Raw genomic sequence first — 17,428 nt, forward strand, 5'->3', positions numbered from 1 at the left:
ACCGGGGCCTCCTATGCCTGTGGATAGGTCGAGCAGGCCACTCCTGCCCGACAACCCACGTACATGCATGTGAGAGGCCCCGGCCCGCAACCCCCTCACGCCGAGGCGGTCACGTCATACCGTCTGAGGACGGTGCACCTCAGGCGTTCGTGATGCAGGTCCCCGCTCCCGGGCGGGGACCTTCGTCATCCCCGACCTGCGGGTGCGGTCAGGCCACGACGGTGGTGATCGGCATCGAGGAGTCGGCCGGGAGGTCCAGCAGCGAGGGCGTACGTCCTCGGGCGACGAGCTCGGCACCCAGAGCGGCGACCATGGCGCCGTTGTCGGTGCAGAGACCGGGGCGCGGCACCCGGACGCGGATGCCCGCGGCCGCGGCGCGCTCCTCGGCCATGGCGCGCAGCCGGCTGTTGGCCGCGACCCCTCCGCCGATGAGGATGTCCTCGATCCCGCGGCTGGTGGCGGCGTCGATGGCCTTGCGGGTCAGCACGTCGCAGACGGCCTCCTGGAAGGACGCCGCCACGTCGGCGACGTCGATCGGCGTGCCGGCCCGCTGCTGGGCCTCGACCCAGCGCGCCACGGCGGTCTTGAGGCCGGAGAAGGAGAAGTCGAAGCGGTGGCGCTCGAGGTCCTTGCGGCTGGTGAGGCCACGCGGGAAGTCGATGGCCACGCTGTTGCCGCTGCGGGCCTGCTTGTCGATGTGGGGACCGCCGGGGAACGGCAGGCCCAGCAGGCGGGCGACCTTGTCGAAGGCCTCGCCGGCCGCGTCGTCGATGGTGGACCCCATCGGCTCGACGCCGACGGTGACGTCGGTGACCTCGAGCAGGCTGGAGTGGCCGCCGGAGACGAGCATGGCCAGGCACGGCTCGGGCAGCGGCCCGTGCTCGAGCTGGTCGACCGCGACGTGCGCGGCGAGGTGGTTGACGCCGTAGATCGGCTTGCCCAGCCCGAGGGCGAGCGCCTTCGCGCTCGCGACGCCGACCAGCAGCGCCCCGGCCAGCCCGGGACCGCTGGTGACGGCGACCGCGTCGATGTCGCTCAACGAGATCCCGGCCGTCTCCGCGGCACGCTCGATCGTGGGGACCATCGCCTCGAGGTGGGCCCGGCTCGCGACCTCCGGGACGACGCCGCCGAAGCGGGCGTGCTCCTCGACGCTGCTCGCAACGGTGTCGGCGAGCAGCGTGTGGCCCCGCACGATGCCGACGCCGGTCTCGTCGCAGGAGGTCTCGATCCCCAGGACCAGCGGCTCGTCAGTCATGCGCGGTCGCCGTCTGCGCGCGGGCGGCACCGGGCAGCCAGCGGCACATCACCAGCGCCTCGGACCCGTCGCGGTAGTAGTGGGGGCGTACGTCGATGACGCTGAACTGACGGGCGACGTAGAAGCCGAGCGCCTCGGCGTTGGTGACGCTCACCTCCAGCAGCATCCGGGAGGCGTCCTCGGTGTCCACGAGGAGCTCGTCGAGCAGCCGCGAGGCCACGCCGCCGCGCCGGGCTCCGGGGCGTACGCCGATGCGCAGCAGGTCGACGATGTCGCCCGCCGTCATCGTCACGGCGTAGCCCGAGAGGTCGTCGGCGACCACGAACCGGCGGCCGGGACCCTCGATCTCCTCACGGATCAGGCTCTCGCTCCACGCGTCGGCACCGAAGAGCTCCTGCTCGAGGGCGACGAGGGCCGGGAGGTCGGCCAGGGAGGCGGGACGGATCACGAGACAGGCTTTCTGGGTGCGCCCGCGACCGCGTCGGGGCGTCGCAGGTAGAGGGGTTCGGGGTCGAGCAATCCTACGAGCTCCGAGCTGACTCCCGCTGCCAACCAGCCGGCACTCGGGCGGTCCGGGGCGATGACGTGCGGGAAATGGTCGGGGTAGAGCAGCGGTCCCGCGCCGGCGACCGGGGCGTCGGTGGCGACCCCGGCGGGCCGGGTGACGACCGGGCCCTCCAGACGGCGGCCATCGACGTCGTAGGAGGCGAGGTAGACCTCCTTGCGCCGAGCGTCGGTGGCGACGAGGAAGCTGCCGGCGGCAGCCCCGGTGCCGACGACCTCGAGCGCGATCGCGTCGAGCGAGCACACGCCGTAGACCGGGATGTCCAGGACGAAGCCGAGCGTGCGGGCGGTGACCACACCGACGCGCAGGCCCGTGAAGGGGCCCGGACCGACGCCGACGGCGACGGCGGTGAGGTCCTGGCGCACGATGCCGGCCTCGGCCATGGCGCGCTCGATGAGCGGCGCGAGGTGCTCGCCGTGCTTCATCGGCACTGACGACGAGTGCTCGACCAGCACCCGCTCGCCGTCGTGGAGGGCGACGGTCACCAGCGGGGTCGCGGTGTCGAAGGCGAGGAGCACGGCGTCGAGGTTACTGGCCCGCGACCCAGCGCAGGCAAACGCGGCGCGGATCGAGCTCGTCGTCGGGCGTCTCGCCCACGGCCCGCTCGATGACGACCTCGAGCCGGGACTCGGCCAGCGCCTCGGCGAGGCCGGCTCCCCACTCGACGACGGTGACGGCCTCGTCCAGCGACGCGTCGAGGTCCAGGTCGTCGAGCTCGTCGAGGCCACCGAGCCGGTAGGCGTCGACGTGCACGAGGTCCGGGCCCCCGACGAGCGAGGGGTGGACGCGCGAGATCACGAAGGTCGGGGACGTCACGCCGCCGCGGACCTGCAGGCCGGTGCCCAGGCCCTGGGTGAAGGTCGTCTTGCCCGCCCCCAGCTCGCCGGTGAGCACGACGAGGTCCCCTGCGGCGAAGCTGCGTCCCACCCGCTCCCCCAGCTCGCGCATCGTCTCGGCGTCCGGGGCGTCGAACTCGGTCGGCAGGGTCAGGGCGAGCGTGACGTAGGGGCTGGAGCGGCTCGTCTCGACGAAGCCGTGGCGCTCCCAGAAGGCGACGGTCACCGGCAGCTCCTCGCGAGCCACCACGACCACGGCCGGGCGACCGAGCGCAGCGTCGCGGGCCGCCTCGACGAGGGCCGTCGCGACGCCGCGGCCCTGGGCGGACGGCAGCACCCCGAAGCGCCGCAGCACCAGCCCGTCGGGCGCCACGTCGAGGATCGCGCAGCCCACCGGCTCCCCGTCGAGGGTCGCGAGCAGGCCGCCGCGGCGCGCCAGCATCCGGGCGATCGAGTCGACGTCCTCCGCGAGCGCGTCCGCGGGCGGGTCGAGGACGGGCCGGTCACCGAAGGCACCCTGCACCACGGCCAGCACGTCGGCCGCGGCCTCGGCACCCACCCGGCGTACGTCGAGGCTCATCGCGCCGCTCCGGCCTGGGCCAGCGAGATCAGGTCGTCCAGCTCGGCGGTGACCTCCTTGTGGCGCTCGAGCACCACCATGTGGCCCGCGCCCTCGCACTCCAGCAGGCTGGACCCGGGGATCCGGCTGTGCAGCTTGCGGCTGTGCCCGACCGAGGTGATCTTGTCCTCGGTGCCGCAGATGATCGCGGTGGGCACGCGGCTCAGCGCCTCGAGGTGGTCGAAGTTGTCGAGCGTCGCGAAGGCGGGATAGAAGTCGGCGACCACCGCGAAGGGCGTCGCGTTGAGCATCGAGTAGACGAACTCGACGTAGGAGACGGGGACCTCGTCGGTGCCGAAGGCGTAGCGGTCGGTGAAGACGTCGGCCACGGCGTGGCCCCACGAGCGAGCCAGGTCGACGACCCGGTGGCCACGGTCGAGGGTGCGGACCGCCCGGCCGACGAACCGGCCGCCGAGGCCCAGCGGCAGCATCGGGAAGAGGATGCGACCGGGATCCAGCCCGCCGGCCGTGGTGGAGATCAGAGCAGCGCCGAGGACCTTGTCGCCGAAGAGGTCCGGGTGGTGCTCGGCGAGGGAGATCACGCTCATGCCTCCCATCGAGTGGCCCACCACGACGCACCTGCCGGGGACGGTGTCCTCGATGACGCGCCGCAGGTCGTGGCCGAGCTGCTCGATGGTGCAGTGGTCCTCGTCGGACCGCCCCGAGCGGCCGTGGCTGCGCTGGTCGTAGAAGACGGTGCGGACCTGGCCGCGGTAGGCCGCGCGCTGGAAGTGCCAGCAGTCGAGGTTGAGGGAGTAGCCGTGGACGAAGACGAGGGTCAGGTCGTCGTCGGCCGGGGCGGGCGCGCCGAAGTCGGCCGGGTCGTCGAACTCGACGTGCAGGTCGACCGCGTCGTCGGTGACGACCACCCGGCGGGGGCTGCGCAGCTCGCCGAACTCGACCCGTTCGCCGGCGGCGCGGTTGCCGATGATCCGGTTCTGGCGGGCGATGCCGACCGCGCCCGCGGCAGCGGCAAGGCCGGCAGCACCGACCACGGTGCCGAAGATCCGTCCCTTGATGCTCACCTGGCGTGTCCTCCTGGGGTCGCGTCGCTGTCGACGTGGCGGCGGACCAGCCTGCCGCCGATGCGCGTGACGATCTCGTAGTTGATGGTGTCGACCGCCTCGGCCCAGTCCTGCGCCGTCGGCTCGCCGCGGTCGCCGGGGCCGAAGAGCACCACCTCCGTTCCGGGGGGCGGCAGCTCGCCGCCGAGGTCGACGACGAGCTGGTCCATGCAGACGCGGCCGCGGACGGGACGGCGTACGCCGTCCACCCAGGCCTCGGCGGCGTTCCCCGCCGCGCGCGGGACGCCCTCGCCGTAGCCCGCGGGCACCAGCCCGACGGTGGTGTCCTCCTCAGCGCGCCAGGTGTGCCCGTAGGACACGCCGTCGCCGGCAGCGATCTCCTTGCTCATCACCAGGCGGGCGCGCACGGTCATCGCCGGGCGCAGCCCGATCGCCGGACTGGCGCCGGGTGCCGGGTCGAGGCCGTAGGCAGCGATGCCGCAGCGGACCAGGTCGAAGCGGGCCGAGGGGCGCAGGATCGCGGCGGCGGAGTTGGCCAGGTGGGTGACCCCGGGCTCGAGGCCGGCGGACGCGGCGAGCGACAGCGCGTCGCGGAAGGCGTCCTCCTGGGCGTCGTTGGCGGGGTGGTCGGGCTCGTCGCTCGCCGCGAGGTGCGACCAGATGCCCGTGACGGTGATCCGGCCCTCGCGCTCGAGGTCGCTCGCCACGGCGAACAGGTCCTGCCAGAGCGCACGCGGAGCACCACCGCGCGAGAGGCCGGTGTCGACCTTGAGCTGCACGCGCGCTCCGCCGACGGCGGCGATCTCCTCCAGCTCCGCTCGCGAGTAGGCGGTGACCTCGACGTCGGCCGCGACGGCGGCGGCGAAGTCGTCGCCCGGGGCGCTGAGCCAGCACAGCAGCGGTCCGCGGTCCCCCGCCGCACGCAGGGCGAGCGCCTCGTCGATCGTCGCGACGCCGAGCCAGTCGGCCCCGGCCGCGCGCGCCGCACCGGCGACCTCCACCATGCCGTGGCCGTAGCCGTCGGCCTTGACCACGACCATCAGCTGCACCGGCGCCGCACCGGCGACGACGTCCTTGAGGACCCGCACGTTGTGGCGGACCGCGGCGAGGTCGACCACGATCTCGCCGCGCGGGGGCACGGGATCGCTCATGCCTCGATCATCCCAGCCCGGACAGGACGTCGCGCACGAGACGAGGGATCTGGACGGCGACCCGGCCCGCGGTCAGCGGACCACCGGACGACGCCTCGGTCGCCGCGGCCCCGTGCACCCACGAGCCGACCGACGCGGCGTCGTACGCCTCGAGTCCCGCCGCCAGCAGCGCACCGACCAGCCCGGCGAGGACGTCGCCGGCACCGGCGGTGGCCAGCCACGGCACCCCCGTGGTGGTGACGCGGACGCGTCCGGCGGGATCGGCGACGAGCGTGTGGTGGCCCTTGAGCAGCACGACGCAGTCCCACCGGCGGGCGGCGTCGCGCGCGAAGCCGAGCGGCGCGGCCTCGACCTCGGCGCGCTCCACGCCGAGCATCGCGGCCAGCTCGCCGGCGTGCGGGGTGAGGACGGAGCCGGGCAGCGGTCCGTCGACATGCCGCAGCGCGTCGGCGTCCACCACCAGGGGTACGCCGTCGCCGCGGGCCTCGGCGAGCATCGCGCCTGCGTCGTCTCCCCCGCCCGGACCGACGACCCACGCCTGCACCCGGCCCGCACCGACGACCTCCGGGTGCGCGCTGCGCACCGTGTGGGCGATGTCCTCGGGCCCGACGTAGCGGACCATGCCGACGAGGCCGGTGTTCGCACCGGACACCGCGAGCAGCGCGGCGCCGGGGTAGGTGCCCGAGCCGGCGCGTACGCCGACGACGCCGCGGGTGTACTTGTGCGCGACCCGGTCGGGGCGCGGCAGAAGCGCGCGCACGTCGTCGGGCTGGAGCGCCTCGACGGCGGGTGCGACGAGCTCGTCGGGGTCGAGGCCGAGGTCCAGCAGGTGCAGGGCACCGCAGGCCGTGGCCGCCGGGTCGACGAGGTGGGCCACCTTGTGGGTGCCGAAGGTGACGGTGAGGTCGGCACTCACGTGCGGGCCGTCGACCCGGCCGGTGTCGACGTCCACGCCGGACGGCACGTCGACCGCGACGACGGGCACGCCGGCGAGGCGCTCGAGAGCTGCGACCGCGGCAGGCGCGAGGCCCGGACGACCGCCGATCCCGACGATGCCGTCGACGACCAGGTCCGGGGACAGGTCGAGGTCGGCGGGCTCGCTGGTGGCCCGGCCGCCGGCTGCGCGCAGCGCGCGGAGACCGGACTCGTGGGCGCGGTCGGCCAGCAGCAGCGCCTCGACCTGCGCCCCGCGGGCGGCCAGGCGGGCGCCGGCCCAGAGCGCGTCTCCCCCGTTGTCGCCCGGGCCGACGAGCAGCAGCAACCGACGGCCGTAGGCGCCGCCCAGCACGTCGACGATCGCCGCAGCCAGCCCGGCGGCGGCACGCTGCATCAGGGCGCCGTCGGCCAGGCGCGCCATCGCGGCGGCCTCGGCACGGCGTACGTCCTCCACGGCGTGGGCGCGCAGCACGGCCCTAGCCCTCCAGCACCACGACCGCCGAGGCGATGCCGGCGTCGTGGGACAGCGAGACGTGGACGTGGGCGACGCCGAGCTGCTCGGCACGGGCGGCGACCGTCCCGCGGATCTCGAAGCGCGGCCGCCCGGTCTCCTCCGAGACGATCTCGGCGTCGTGCCAGGCCATCCCGACCGGCGCGCCGAGGGCCTTGGCCATCGCCTCCTTCGCCGCGAACCGCGCCGCCAGGGACGCGGGCGGGCGGGTGGCCTCGTCCGCGGTGAAGAGCCGGTCGCGCAGGGCAGGGGTGCGCTCGAGGGACTGCACGAAGCGGTCGATGTCGACCACGTCGATGCCCACGCCGATGACCGGCATAACGCTCCTTTCCGGGGTCCCCGCGAGAAGGCGAGAGAAGCGCGTTCTCGTGGGGTGGTGTCTACTCGACCGTGACGGACTTGGCGAGGTTGCGCGGCTGGTCGACGTCGTGGCCGAGCTGGGTGGCGAGCTCGCACGCGAAGAGCTGCAGCGGCACCACCGCGACCAGCGGCTGGAGCAGCACCGGCACCTGGGGCAGCGTGATCAGCACGTCGGCGTAGGGGACGATCGTGGTGTCGCCCTCCTCGGCCAGGCACAGCGTGCGGGCGCCACGGGCGCGCACCTCCTGGATGCCGCTGAGCATCTTGTCGTGGAGCTGGTCGCGTCCGCGCGGCGGCACGACGCACAGGATCGGCAGGCCCTCCTCGACCAGCGCGATCGGGCCGTGCTTGAGCTCTCCGGCAGCGAAGCCCTCGGCGTGGAGGTAGGCGATCTCCTTGAGCTTCAGCGCACCCTCGAGCGCCACCGGGTAGCCCGCGTGGCGGCCCAGGAAGAGCACCGAGCGGCTGCCGACGTGGTCGCGCGCCAGGCCGTAGACCTGCTCGGCCTTGTCGAGGACGGTCTGGATGTGCTCGGGCATCTGGTCGAGCTGGTCCATGACCTGCGAGATCTCGTCGCCGAAGCGGGTGCCCTTGACCTGCGCGAGGTAGAGCGCGAGGAGGTAGCAGGCGACGAGCTGGGTCAGGAAGCCCTTGGTCGAGGCGACACCGATCTCGGGGCCGGCGTGGGTGTAGATCACGCCGTCGGACTCGCGCGGGATGGTCGAGCCGTTGGTGTTGCAGATCGACAGCACCTTCGAGCGCTGCTCGCGGGCGTGGCGGATCGCCTGCAGGGTGTCGGCGGTCTCGCCGGACTGGCTGATCGCGACGACGAGGGTGTCGCTGGTGAGGATCGGGTCGCGGTAGCGGAACTCGCTCGCGAGCTCGACCTCCACCGGGATGCGGCACCAGTGCTCGATGGCGTACTTGGCCACCATGCCGGCGTAGAACGACGTGCCGGCCGCGATGATGATGATCTTGTCGACGTCGCGCAGGTCCTGGTCGGACAGCCGCATCTCGTCGAGCTGGAGCAACCCGTCGGTGCCGCGACGGCCCAGCAGCGAGTCTGCGACGGCGCGCGGCTGCTCGAAGATCTCCTTGCGCATGAACCAGTCGTGGCCGTCCTTCTCGGCGGCCGACAGGTCCCAGTCGACGTGGTAGCGGCGGCCCTCGGCGGGGGTGCCGTCGAAGCCGGAGACGCTCACGCCCTCGCGGGTGATGGTGACGACCTGGTCCTGGTCCAGCTCCATCGCCTCGCGGGTGTGCTCGATGAAGGCCGCGACGTCGGAGCCGAGGAAGTTCTCGCCCTCGCCGATGCCGACGACCAGGGGCGAGTTGCGGCGCGCGGCCACGACGCGGTCGGGGTCGTGGGCATCGATGGCGACCAGGGTGAAGGCGCCGCGGAGTCCGCGGCACACGTTCTGCATCGCGACGGTCAGGTCGACGCCGGTCTCGAGCTGCTCCTCGAGCAGGTGCGCGGCGATCTCGGTGTCGGTGTCGGAGGCCATCTCGACGCCCTCGGACTCGAGGCGACCCCGGAGCTCGGCGAAGTTCTCGATGATGCCGTTGTGCACGAGCGCGACCCGGCGCGCGCGACCCAGGTGGGGGTGGGCGTTGCGGTCGGTCGGCGGGCCGTGGGTGGCCCAGCGGGTGTGCCCGATGCCGGTGGTGACCTGCGGCAGCGGCGACTCGGCGATGGCCTTCTCGAGGTTGGCCAGCTTGCCGGCGCGCTTGTCGGACACGATCGCTCCCGCCTCGATCAGCGCGATCCCTGCGGAGTCGTAGCCCCGGTACTCCAGCCGCCTGAGGCCCTCGATCACCACGCCCTCGGCGGGCTTGTCACCTACATATCCGACGATTCCGCACATGGCCGGGGAGTCTATCGGCAGGGCGCTGCACGGCTGCGCGCCGCCGCGGTGCCACAATCGCACCCATGTCCGAGGTCCTGGAGCCGCACGGCGGCTCCGGCCACGGCGGCAACCACGCCGGCGAGGTCTCCCCCTACGTCGAGCTCGAGCGTGCCGCGTGGGCCCAGCTCGCCGGCACGACCGAGACCAGCCTGACCCCCGACGAAGTCACCCGCCTCCGCGGCCTCGGCGACCAGCTCGACCTGCGCGAGATCGAGCAGGTCTACCTGCCGCTGTCGCGACTGCTCAGCCTCTACGTCGCGGCCAACTCCCGGCTCCACCGCGAGCAGGAGGAGTTCCTGCACCGCGTCACCCCGCCGCGTACGCCGTTCGTGATCGGCCTCGCCGGCTCGGTCGCCGTCGGCAAGTCCACCACCGCCCGCGTGCTGCAGCAGATGCTGGCGCACTGGCCCGAGCACCCCAACGTCGCGCTCGTCACCACCGACGGCTTCCTGCTCCCCAACGCCGAGCTCGAGCGCCGCGGCCTGCTGCACCGCAAGGGCTTCCCGGAGTCGTACGACCGCCGCGCGCTGCTCAAGTTCGTCATCGACATCAAGTCCGGGCGCGACGAGGTCGAGGCCCCGATCTACTCCCACCTCGTCTACGACGTGCTGCCCGACGAGCGGGTCGTGGTCAAGCGCCCCGACATCGTCATCGTCGAGGGCCTCAACGTGCTCCAGCCCGCGCGGGTGCGCGAGGACGGCCGCACCGGCCTGGCCGTGAGCGACTTCTTCGACTTCTCCGTCTACGTCGACGCCGGGCTCGCCGACATCAAGCGGTGGTACGTCGACCGCTTCCTGCGCCTGCGCGAGACCGCCTTCCGCGACCCGGCGTCCTACTTCCGCAAGTACGCCGCGCTCTCGCACGACGAGGCCGTCGACCAGGCCACCCGCATCTGGGACTCGATCAACGAGCCCAACCTCGTCCAGAACGTCGCCCCCACCCGCTCGCGCGCCAACCTGGTGCTGCGCAAGGACGCCGACCACTCGGTGCGCTACGTCCGCCTGCGCAAGCTCTGAGGCGTACGCCGCTGCCGCGCGCGCGGCGTCCTGCTCCGCGCACCGCTGCGCTGGCGCAACGTCATGGCGGGTGGTCGTCCGGGCGACCACCCGCCATGACGTACGGACATGCGGTCATGCGGCCGACCGCCACCCACCGGCGCGGAGTCCGCGCTCGACCTGCTCGAAGAAGTCGTCGGCAGCCACGCGCAGTCCTAGGAGGGGCAGACGGAGCACGGTCGCTCCGGCGAGCGCGACGTCGTTCTGCCGCAGCGCGTCCGGGACGACCGTCGTGGCCCACGAGTGGTGGATCCCGTCGATCTCGACCACCAGGGCGAAGTCGTCCCAGCACACGTCGAGGTAGTAGCGCCCGTCCTTGCCTCGCCTGACTGTCTGGCGGGTCGGCTCGGGGAAGCCGCGACGGCGGCACTCGCGAGCGAAGTCGAGCTCACCCAGCGACCTGGCGCCGCCGACGAGGTCGAGCACCACGTCGTGCATCAACGGGCGTCGCTGGTCGCGGCGTACGTCGAGGAGCGCCTGCCCCAGCAGCGTCGCCGTTGTGAGGCCCTGCTGGACCGGCATGGTGAGCAGGAGCGCGGCCTGCTTGTCGCTGGCCGCCCACATGGCGGCGCGCACCGCCGCCACGGGCACCCTGGTCCGGGGCACTCCTGACGGGGCCCGGTCGTCGGCCGACCACCGCCGGGTCCGTCGGATGTCGAGACCTGTGCCGACCAACGGCTTGACGCCACGCGGCACCGAGACTCGCCGGCTCGCCACGTCGTAGTTCTGCAGCCCGGACGCAACGAGGGACGCCTCTGCGTCGAGCAGGGCTCGGTCGCCACCCTCGAAGACGGCTGCCCAGTCGAGGCCCTCTTCGGAGACAGGACCGGTGTGCAGGCAGAGGGAGCGCGACCAGACGCGTTGCCAGCGATGGGCCCGGACCTGCGCCCGCACCTCTCCGCGCGTGAGGCCCGCGTCGTACGCCTGGCGCCGCGACACCACACCTCCTTGGCGATCAGCCAGACGGGTGACCCGCCGCCGGGCCATCGAGCTGCGCCTCTTCGGAACCTCGTGCTCCATCCCGCCAGCGTGGAGCGACGTCGGTCCTCGTTCGACCCCGTCGTGCCCGGCCTGTGGAGGACGGCGGTGAGCGCAGGACTGTGGACGTCTTCTGGCCCGGGACCGCAAGGCCCCGGCTGGGCGACGTCATGGCGGGTGGTCGTTCGAGCGACCACCCGCCATGACGTCCGCTCTGCCGAGCCGGGGCCGCCGGCTCAGGCGGTGGCGGCGGTGAAGCGCTGGCGGCGGTGCTGCGGCTGCTCGATCTCGTCGACGAGCACGACGGCGTAGTCCTCGGCGCTGATGAAGTCGCCGGCCGGGGTGTCGAGCGCGGTGGCGTACGACCCGGTGCGCTCGCCGGGCGCGATCACCGGCGCGGGGCTGACGAAGGTCCAGTCGAGCGACTCCGGCGCGGCGCGGAAGAGGTCGAGGGCGGCGGCACCGGAGGTGGCCTCGGCCTTGTACTCCTCGGGGAAGCCGTCGGTGTCGAGGAGCGGGGTGCCGTCGGGGGTCAGCAGCGAGCCGGCGCCGCCGACGAAGAGGACGCGCGCCTCCCCCGCCTGCTCGATGAGGGTGGAGACGGCAGCGAGCCAGGGCTCGTGCGACTCGCCGGTGCGGCTGGGACCGGTGGCGGAGACGACGACGTCGTGGGACTGCGCTGCGGTGTGTACGGCGTCGGCGTCGGCCAGGTCGCCGCCGGTCGAGCGGCTCAGCGCGGTGACCTCGTGGCCGCGGGCGGTGGCCTCGGCCGCGATGCGCGAGCCGACCATGCCGGTGGCGCCGAACAGGGCGATCTTCATGAGGGTTCCTTCGGTCGTGGGTGACGGAGTTGACAGTAACCATTGGTAACCAAGCACTTCAACGTGCTATAAGTACCTTGTGGTAACCATGGACCGCGGTGACGCCTTCGACCCCGACTGCCCGACCCGCGTGGTCCTCGACCGCATCGGCGACAAGTGGACCGTGCTGGTCATCGGCGCGCTGCGCGACGGGTCGCTGCGCTTCAGCGAGGTCCGCGCACGGGTAGGCGGTGTGGCGCCCAAGGTGCTCACCCAGACGCTGCGCGCGATGGAGCGCGACGGCCTGCTGACCCGCACCGTCCACGCCCAGGTGCCGCCACGGGTGGACTACGAGCTCACCGCGCTCGGCGCGTCGCTGACGGGGCCGATCGCGACCCTGACCGACTGGGCCGAGACCCACCTCGGCCAGATCCTCGCCTCGCGCCGAGGCTACGACGACGCGGCCGAGGCACGCTGAGCTCACAGCTTCTTCTGCAGCTCCAGCAGCGTCTCGATCGTGCGATAGCCGAGGGCGTCGTTGACGGCGTTCATGTGGGTGTTCACCTCGGCGTTGGAGGTGTCGAGGGTGAGCAGCCCGGGGTACGCCGCCAGCGCCAGGTCGTGCGTCGCCAGCTTGAGCGCCAGCCCCAGCCGGTGCCCGCGGTGGGCCGGGTCGACGATCGTGATCCCGACCTGCGCGTGCTCGTGGTCGGTGTCGTCGACACGTACGTCGGACACGCCGGCCACCTCGCCGTCGGGCGCGACCGCGAGGGCGGTGTGCACGTGACGGCCGGTCGCGACCTGTCGCTGCTCGGCGTCGCGGATGCGTTCGACGCTCCACTCCGAGTCCTCGAGGTCGAGGTCGCCGAGCGGGATCTCCGACAGCAGCATGCCGAGCAGGCGTCCGAAGGACTCGACGTGCTCGTCGGGGCAGACCGTGTCGAAGGTGACGATGCGGTGCCCGCTCGGGTCGACGGTGAGCGCCGCGCGCCGCTCGCGGTAGTCGGCGAGCGTGAGCTCCTTGATCGACTCCCGACTGGCAACAGCGAAGCCACGCGCCGCCGCGAACGCCTCGGCCGGCGCGGTGCCGCCCGGCGGCAGGTAGGCCTCGCCCGTCAGCGTCGTACGCCCGTGCCCGGCGGCGAGGACCTCGACCTCCGCCAGGAGGGCCGAGCCGATCCCCTGCCTGCGGCGCGCGACGTCGACGTAGACCGCGGAGCCGGCGAGGTGGAGGTTGTCGCGCGAGGGCAGGATCGCCATGCCGGCACCCACCATCTCGCGGCCGTCGATGGCACTGAGCAGGGTCACGTCGCGCTCGGGGTTGGGCGCGGGCAGCGAGACCCGGCTCTGCTCCCACAGCGGCCACGGCTTGCCCGGACGGTCCGCGGTGGCGTCGTGCCCCACCTGCCACCAGGCGCGGAGCGCAGCCTCGTTGCGCGGGTTGATCTGCTCGATGTCGACAGCCACGCCGCGACGGTAGCGGCGGGCCGCACGGCCGTCACCCCGATATCGCTCAGAGCGTGAGCTGGGCCTTCACCACGTCGGCGAGACGCGTCGCGACGCCCTGTGCCTCGTCATGGGTGGGCGCCTCGACCATCACGCGCACGATCGGCTCGGTGCCCGAGGGGCGCAGCAGGATCCGGCCCCGGTCGCCCAGCACCGCCTCCTCCTCGGCCACCGCGGCAGCAAGCACGGCGTCCTCGTCGGCACGGGACTTGTCGACCCCGCCGACGTTGAGCAGCACCTGCGGCAGCCGGGTCATCACCGACGCGAGGTCGGCGAGCGAGCGGCCGGTGGTGGCCATCCGCTCCATCACGTGGAGCGTGGTGAGGATGCCGTCGCCGGTCGTGGCGTGGTCGCTGAGGATGACGTGGCCGGACTGCTCCCCACCGAGGGAGTAGCCGGAGACCTTCATCGCCTCGAGGACGTAGCGGTCACCGACCTTCGTCTGGCGTACGCCGACGTCGTTGGCGCGCAGCGCCTGCACGAAGCCGAGGTTGCTCATCACCGTGGCGACGACGGTGTCCTTGGCCAGGCGGCCCTGGTCGCGCAGCGAGAGGGCGAGGATCGCGAGGATCTGGTCGCCGTCGACGATGTTGCCGTCGGCGTCGACCGCCAGGCACCGGTCGGCGTCGCCGTCGAGCGCGAAGCCGGCGTGGGCGCCGTGCTCGAGGACCGCGGCCTGGAGCGAGCCCATGTGGGTCGAGCCGCAGTCGTCGTTGATGTTCAGGCCGTCGGGGTCGGCGTGGATCGCGATGACCGTCGCACCAGCGTCCTCCAGTGCCCGCGGGCCGGCCGCGTGCGCGGCGCCCTCGGCGCAGTCGAGGACGACCTTCAGCCCGACGAGCGGGTGGGTGATCGTGCTCTCGAGGTGGGCGGCGTACTCCGCCACCGCGGTGTCGTAGGTCGTGACCCGGCCGACGCGACCGCCGGTGGGCCGCTCCCACGGCTCACCCATGCGGCGCTCGATCGCGATCTCGATCGCGTCGTCGAGCTTGTGGCCGCCACGGGCGAGGAACTTGATGCCGTTGTCGGGCATGGGGTTGTGCGAGGCGGACAGCATCACGCCGAGGTCGGCACCGAGCCGGTCAGTCATGTAGGCCACGCCGGGGGTGGGCAGCACGCCGAGCAGGAGCACGTCGACCCCCGCCGAGGCGAGGCCCGCGACGACCGCCGCCTCGAGGAACTGCCCGGAGATGCGCGTGTCCCGACCCACCACGGCGAGGGGGCGATGGCCCTCGAACTCGCCGCGGTCGGCCAGGACGTGTGCGGCACAGACGGAGAGGTCCAGGGCCAGCTCTGCCGTGAGATCGGCGTTCGCCAGGCCCCGGACCCCGTCCGTGCCGAAGAGTCGCGTCAAGGAACGAGACCCTGGGAGATCAGCGCTTGCTGAACTGCGAGGCCTTGCGGGCCTTCTTGAGACCGGCCTTCTTGCGCTCCACGACGCGGGCGTCGCGGGTCAGCAGACCGGCCTTCTTCAGCGCCGGGCGGTTGGCCTCGATGTCGATCGCGTTGAGCGAGCGCGCCACGCCGAGGCGCAGGGCGCCGGCCTGGCCGGCGTTGCCGCCGCCGTGGATGCGGGCGATCACGTCGAAGCGACCCTCGAGCTGCAGCTCCACGAACGGCTCGTTCGCGATCTGCTGGTGCAGCTTGTTGGGGAAGTAGTTGTCGAGCGTGCGGCCGTTGATGGTCCACTCGCCGGTGCCCGGGACGATGCGGACGCGGGCGACGGCCTCCTTGCGACGGCCGGTGGCCGCGCCGGGGGCGATGGTGGCCGGACGGGCCGGGGTGTCGGCGGACGCGTCGCTCTCGGACGTGTAGGCAACGCCCTCGGAGTCGGTCTCGAAGGTCTCCTCGACCTCGGTGGTGTTCTCAGTCATCTGTGAGTCCTCAGTCGTCACTGGGAGATCTGCGTGATCTCGAAGGGAGTGGCCTGCTGGGCCAGGTGCGGGTGGTCGGGGCCGGGGTAGACCTTGAGCTTCTTCAGCATCTGGCGACCGAGCTTGTTCTTGGGGAGCATGCCCCACACGGCGTTCTCGATGGCCTTGCGGGCGTCCTTCTCGAGGAGCTCGCCGAAGGGCGTGGCCGAGAGGCCGCCCGGGTAGCCGGAGTGGCGGTAGGCCATCTTGGTGGTCTTCTTGGTCCCCGACAGCGACACCTTGGAGGCGTTCACGATGATGACGAAGTCGCCCATGTCCATGTGAGGAGCAAAGGTCGGCTTGTGCTTGCCGCGGAGGAGGTTCGCGGTCTGGACGGCGAGGCGGCCCAGGACCACGTCGGTGGCGTCGATGACGAGCCACTCACGCTGGATGTCAGCGGGCTTGGGGCTGTACGTGCGCACGGCTATGTCCCGTTCTGGTTCGTTGGACCCGCTCCTCGATCGAGGAACGGATGTGGAGCCACGACTTCTGACGAACACGGCCCGGTTCGCTCCCCACACCAGTGGGGATGACGTCGGATCTGCACCCACCCCCGGAGAGGGTGGACGCGGCAGGAGTCGCGACCAGCAAGAGTACGGCGCTGTGCGCGGGAGGGTCAAAACGTCGCAGCGGGGTCGTCCGGGCATGATGGCGCGGTGCGCAACGGCGGCGTCTCCTTCTGGTGGCAGCAGGTCGGCCTGCCCGAGCCCACGGACCGGCTGCGCGGCGACGCCACCTGCGACGTGGCCGTCGTGGGCGGCGGCCTGACCGGCCTGTGGACCGCCCACTACCTCCACAAGGCCGACCCCACCCTCGACATCCGCGTCGTCGAGGCCGAGTTCGCCGGCTTCGGGGCCTCGGGGCGCAACGGCGGCTGGCTCTCCAGCGAGCTGCCGGGCAGCGCCAGGGCGTACGCCGACGCGGCGGGCGAGGACGGTGTGGCGCGGCTGCGCGCGGCGGTGCGCGCCACCGTCGACGAGGTGGTCGGCGTCGCCGCCCGTGAGGGGATCGACGCCGACATCGTGCGCAGCGGGGTGCTGATGGTCGCGCGCTCCGAGGCGCAGCGCCAGCGGCTCGGTGGCGAGCTCACCGCCGGGCAGGTGGCCGAGCGGATCCGGGTCTCCGGTGCCGTCGCGGGCCACTTCGACCCCGACTGCGCGCGGGTCCAGCCCGCGAGGCTGGTGGCCGGCCTGGCGCGCGTGGTGCGCGAGCGCGGCGTACGCATCCACGAGGCGACCCGCGCGGTCGCGGTCGAGCCGGGCGCGGTCCACACCGAGCACGGCACGCTCCGCGCACCCGTGGTGCTGCGCTGCCTGGAGGGCTTCACCGCCGGACTGGCCGGACACCGGCGCGAGTGGCTGCCGATGAACTCCGCGATCGTCGTGACCGAGCCACTGACTCCTGCACAGTGGCAGGAGATCGGATGGTCGGGCAAGGAGCTGCTCGGCGACGAGGCCCACGCCTACTGCTACGCCCAGCGCACCGCGGACGGCCGCATCGCGATGGGCGGGCGGGGCGTCCCCTACCGCTTCGGCTCGCGCACCGACGTCGACGGCCGCACCCAGGACTGGACGGTCGAGTCGTTGCGCTCGACGTTGACCTCGCTGTTCCCCTCGCTCGCCGGCGTCGGGCTCGACCACGCCTGGTGCGGCGTGCTGGGCGTGCCGCGTGACTGGAGCGCCAGCGTGGCGTACGACCCCGCGACCGGTCTCGGCCACGCCGGCGGCTACGTCGGCTCGGGCCTCACCGCCACCAACCTCGCCGGCCGCACGCTGCGCGACCTGGTGCTCGGCCACGACACCGACCTCACCCGCCTGCCGTGGACGGGGCACCGGGTCCGCAGGTGGGAGCCGGAGCCGCTGCGGTGGGCCGGCGTGCACGCGCTCTACCGCCTCTACCGCGCCGCCGACCGGCGCGAGGACGCAGGCCTGGCGCGCACCAGCATGATCGCCCGGGCGGCGGACCGGGTGGCCGGTCGCTGAACCGGGTCGTGGACACCGGTTCGCGCTCG

18 protein-coding genes are annotated in these 17,428 nt (G+C 73.0%); 3 read left to right on the forward strand and 15 right to left on the reverse strand.

The features are described from left to right. Nucleotides 1-208 precede the first annotated feature (208 nt). From tsaD to glmS, 9 genes are all read right to left on the reverse strand, one after another. Nucleotides 209-1,255 carry a tRNA (adenosine(37)-N6)-threonylcarbamoyltransferase complex transferase subunit TsaD gene (gene tsaD / locus IRX98_RS21080; RefSeq protein WP_224280175.1) on the reverse strand — a complete coding sequence of 349 codons (1,047 nt, stop codon included), beginning with the start codon at nt 1,253-1,255 and terminating at the stop codon, nt 209-211. Further along, nucleotides 1,248-1,703, reverse strand: a complete 456-nt coding sequence (locus IRX98_RS22900; RefSeq protein ID WP_224280176.1) for a GNAT family N-acetyltransferase — start codon at nt 1,701-1,703, stop codon at nt 1,248-1,250. The genes tsaD and IRX98_RS22900 overlap by 8 nt, the downstream gene beginning before the upstream one ends. Continuing rightward, the gene (gene tsaB / locus IRX98_RS21090) at nt 1,700-2,338 is read right to left on the reverse strand and encodes a tRNA (adenosine(37)-N6)-threonylcarbamoyltransferase complex dimerization subunit type 1 TsaB (RefSeq protein WP_224280177.1); all 639 of its coding nucleotides are present in this window, start codon (nt 2,336-2,338) and stop codon (nt 1,700-1,702) included. The genes IRX98_RS22900 and tsaB overlap by 4 nt, the downstream gene beginning before the upstream one ends. Nucleotides 2,339-2,348: 10 nt before the next feature. Next, the gene (tsaE, locus tag IRX98_RS21095) at nt 2,349-3,236 is read right to left on the reverse strand and encodes a tRNA (adenosine(37)-N6)-threonylcarbamoyltransferase complex ATPase subunit type 1 TsaE (protein WP_224280178.1); all 888 of its coding nucleotides are present in this window, start codon (nt 3,234-3,236) and stop codon (nt 2,349-2,351) included. Further along, complete coding sequence (locus IRX98_RS21100) at nt 3,233-4,300, reverse strand: alpha/beta fold hydrolase (protein ID WP_224280179.1); 1,068 nt, start codon at nt 4,298-4,300, stop codon at nt 3,233-3,235. Before IRX98_RS21100 ends, tsaE begins: the two co-directional genes overlap by 4 nt. Further along, a complete protein-coding gene (alr, locus tag IRX98_RS21105) occupies nt 4,297-5,451 on the reverse strand; it encodes an alanine racemase (protein ID WP_224280180.1) in 1,155 nt (384 codons plus the stop codon). Before alr ends, IRX98_RS21100 begins: the two co-directional genes overlap by 4 nt. Before the next feature lie 7 nt (nt 5,452-5,458). Next, nucleotides 5,459-6,859, reverse strand: coding sequence for an NAD(P)H-hydrate dehydratase (locus IRX98_RS21110; RefSeq protein WP_224280181.1), 1,401 nt, complete (start codon nt 6,857-6,859; stop codon nt 5,459-5,461). Between the two features lie 4 nt (nt 6,860-6,863). Continuing rightward, nucleotides 6,864-7,217 carry a holo-ACP synthase gene (locus IRX98_RS21115; protein WP_224280182.1) on the reverse strand — a complete coding sequence of 118 codons (354 nt, stop codon included), beginning with the start codon at nt 7,215-7,217 and terminating at the stop codon, nt 6,864-6,866. 61 nt (nt 7,218-7,278) lie between these two features. Further along, a complete protein-coding gene (gene glmS, locus IRX98_RS21120; protein WP_224280183.1) occupies nt 7,279-9,123 on the reverse strand; it encodes a glutamine--fructose-6-phosphate transaminase (isomerizing) in 1,845 nt (614 codons plus the stop codon). A gap of 65 nt (nt 9,124-9,188) precedes the next feature. On the opposite strand from glmS, the gene coaA reads away from it, so the two are divergent. Then, a complete protein-coding gene (coaA, locus tag IRX98_RS21125; RefSeq protein WP_224280184.1) occupies nt 9,189-10,181 on the forward strand; it encodes a type I pantothenate kinase in 993 nt (330 codons plus the stop codon). A 114-nt stretch (nt 10,182-10,295) separates the two neighbouring features. On the opposite strand, the gene IRX98_RS21130 is transcribed toward coaA, so the two are convergent. Together IRX98_RS21130 and IRX98_RS21135 are read right to left on the reverse strand one after the other, a co-directional pair. Further along, entirely contained in the window at nt 10,296-11,240 is a 945-nt protein-coding gene (locus tag IRX98_RS21130; protein ID WP_224280185.1) for a putative endonuclease domain-containing protein, read from the reverse strand. A gap of 194 nt (nt 11,241-11,434) precedes the next feature. Continuing rightward, nucleotides 11,435-12,019 carry an NAD(P)-dependent oxidoreductase gene (locus tag IRX98_RS21135; protein ID WP_224280186.1) on the reverse strand — a complete coding sequence of 195 codons (585 nt, stop codon included), beginning with the start codon at nt 12,017-12,019 and terminating at the stop codon, nt 11,435-11,437. An 88-nt stretch (nt 12,020-12,107) separates the two neighbouring features. On the opposite strand from IRX98_RS21135, the gene IRX98_RS21140 reads away from it, so the two are divergent. Further along, a complete protein-coding gene (locus IRX98_RS21140; protein WP_224280187.1) occupies nt 12,108-12,476 on the forward strand; it encodes a winged helix-turn-helix transcriptional regulator in 369 nt (122 codons plus the stop codon). A gap of 2 nt (nt 12,477-12,478) precedes the next feature. Here IRX98_RS21140 and IRX98_RS21145 read toward each other — a convergent pair whose 3' ends face one another. From IRX98_RS21145 to rplM, 4 genes are read right to left on the reverse strand one after another with little or no spacing between them, the layout of a single operon-like run. Beyond that, the gene (locus IRX98_RS21145; protein ID WP_224280189.1) at nt 12,479-13,465 is read right to left on the reverse strand and encodes a GNAT family N-acetyltransferase; all 987 of its coding nucleotides are present in this window, start codon (nt 13,463-13,465) and stop codon (nt 12,479-12,481) included. 46 nt (nt 13,466-13,511) lie between these two features. Further along, nucleotides 13,512-14,858, reverse strand: a complete 1,347-nt coding sequence (gene glmM, locus IRX98_RS21150) for a phosphoglucosamine mutase (protein ID WP_224280191.1) — start codon at nt 14,856-14,858, stop codon at nt 13,512-13,514. 19 nt (nt 14,859-14,877) lie between these two features. Beyond that, entirely contained in the window at nt 14,878-15,399 is a 522-nt protein-coding gene (rpsI, locus tag IRX98_RS21155; RefSeq protein WP_207084107.1) for a 30S ribosomal protein S9, read from the reverse strand. Next, entirely contained in the window at nt 15,396-15,839 is a 444-nt protein-coding gene (gene rplM / locus IRX98_RS21160) for a 50S ribosomal protein L13 (RefSeq protein WP_207084106.1), read from the reverse strand. Before rplM ends, rpsI begins: the two co-directional genes overlap by 4 nt. 234 nt (nt 15,840-16,073) lie before the next feature. Here rplM and IRX98_RS21165 point away from each other — a divergent pair, with 234 nt between their 5' ends. Then, the gene (locus IRX98_RS21165) at nt 16,074-17,399 is read left to right on the forward strand and encodes an NAD(P)/FAD-dependent oxidoreductase (RefSeq protein WP_224280193.1); all 1,326 of its coding nucleotides are present in this window, start codon (nt 16,074-16,076) and stop codon (nt 17,397-17,399) included. Nucleotides 17,400-17,428 lie beyond the last annotated feature (29 nt).

Origin of the sequence: Nocardioides lacusdianchii, from assembly GCF_020102855.1 — a bacterium.
Lineage (GTDB): Bacteria > Actinomycetota > Actinomycetes > Propionibacteriales > Nocardioidaceae > Nocardioides > Nocardioides lacusdianchii.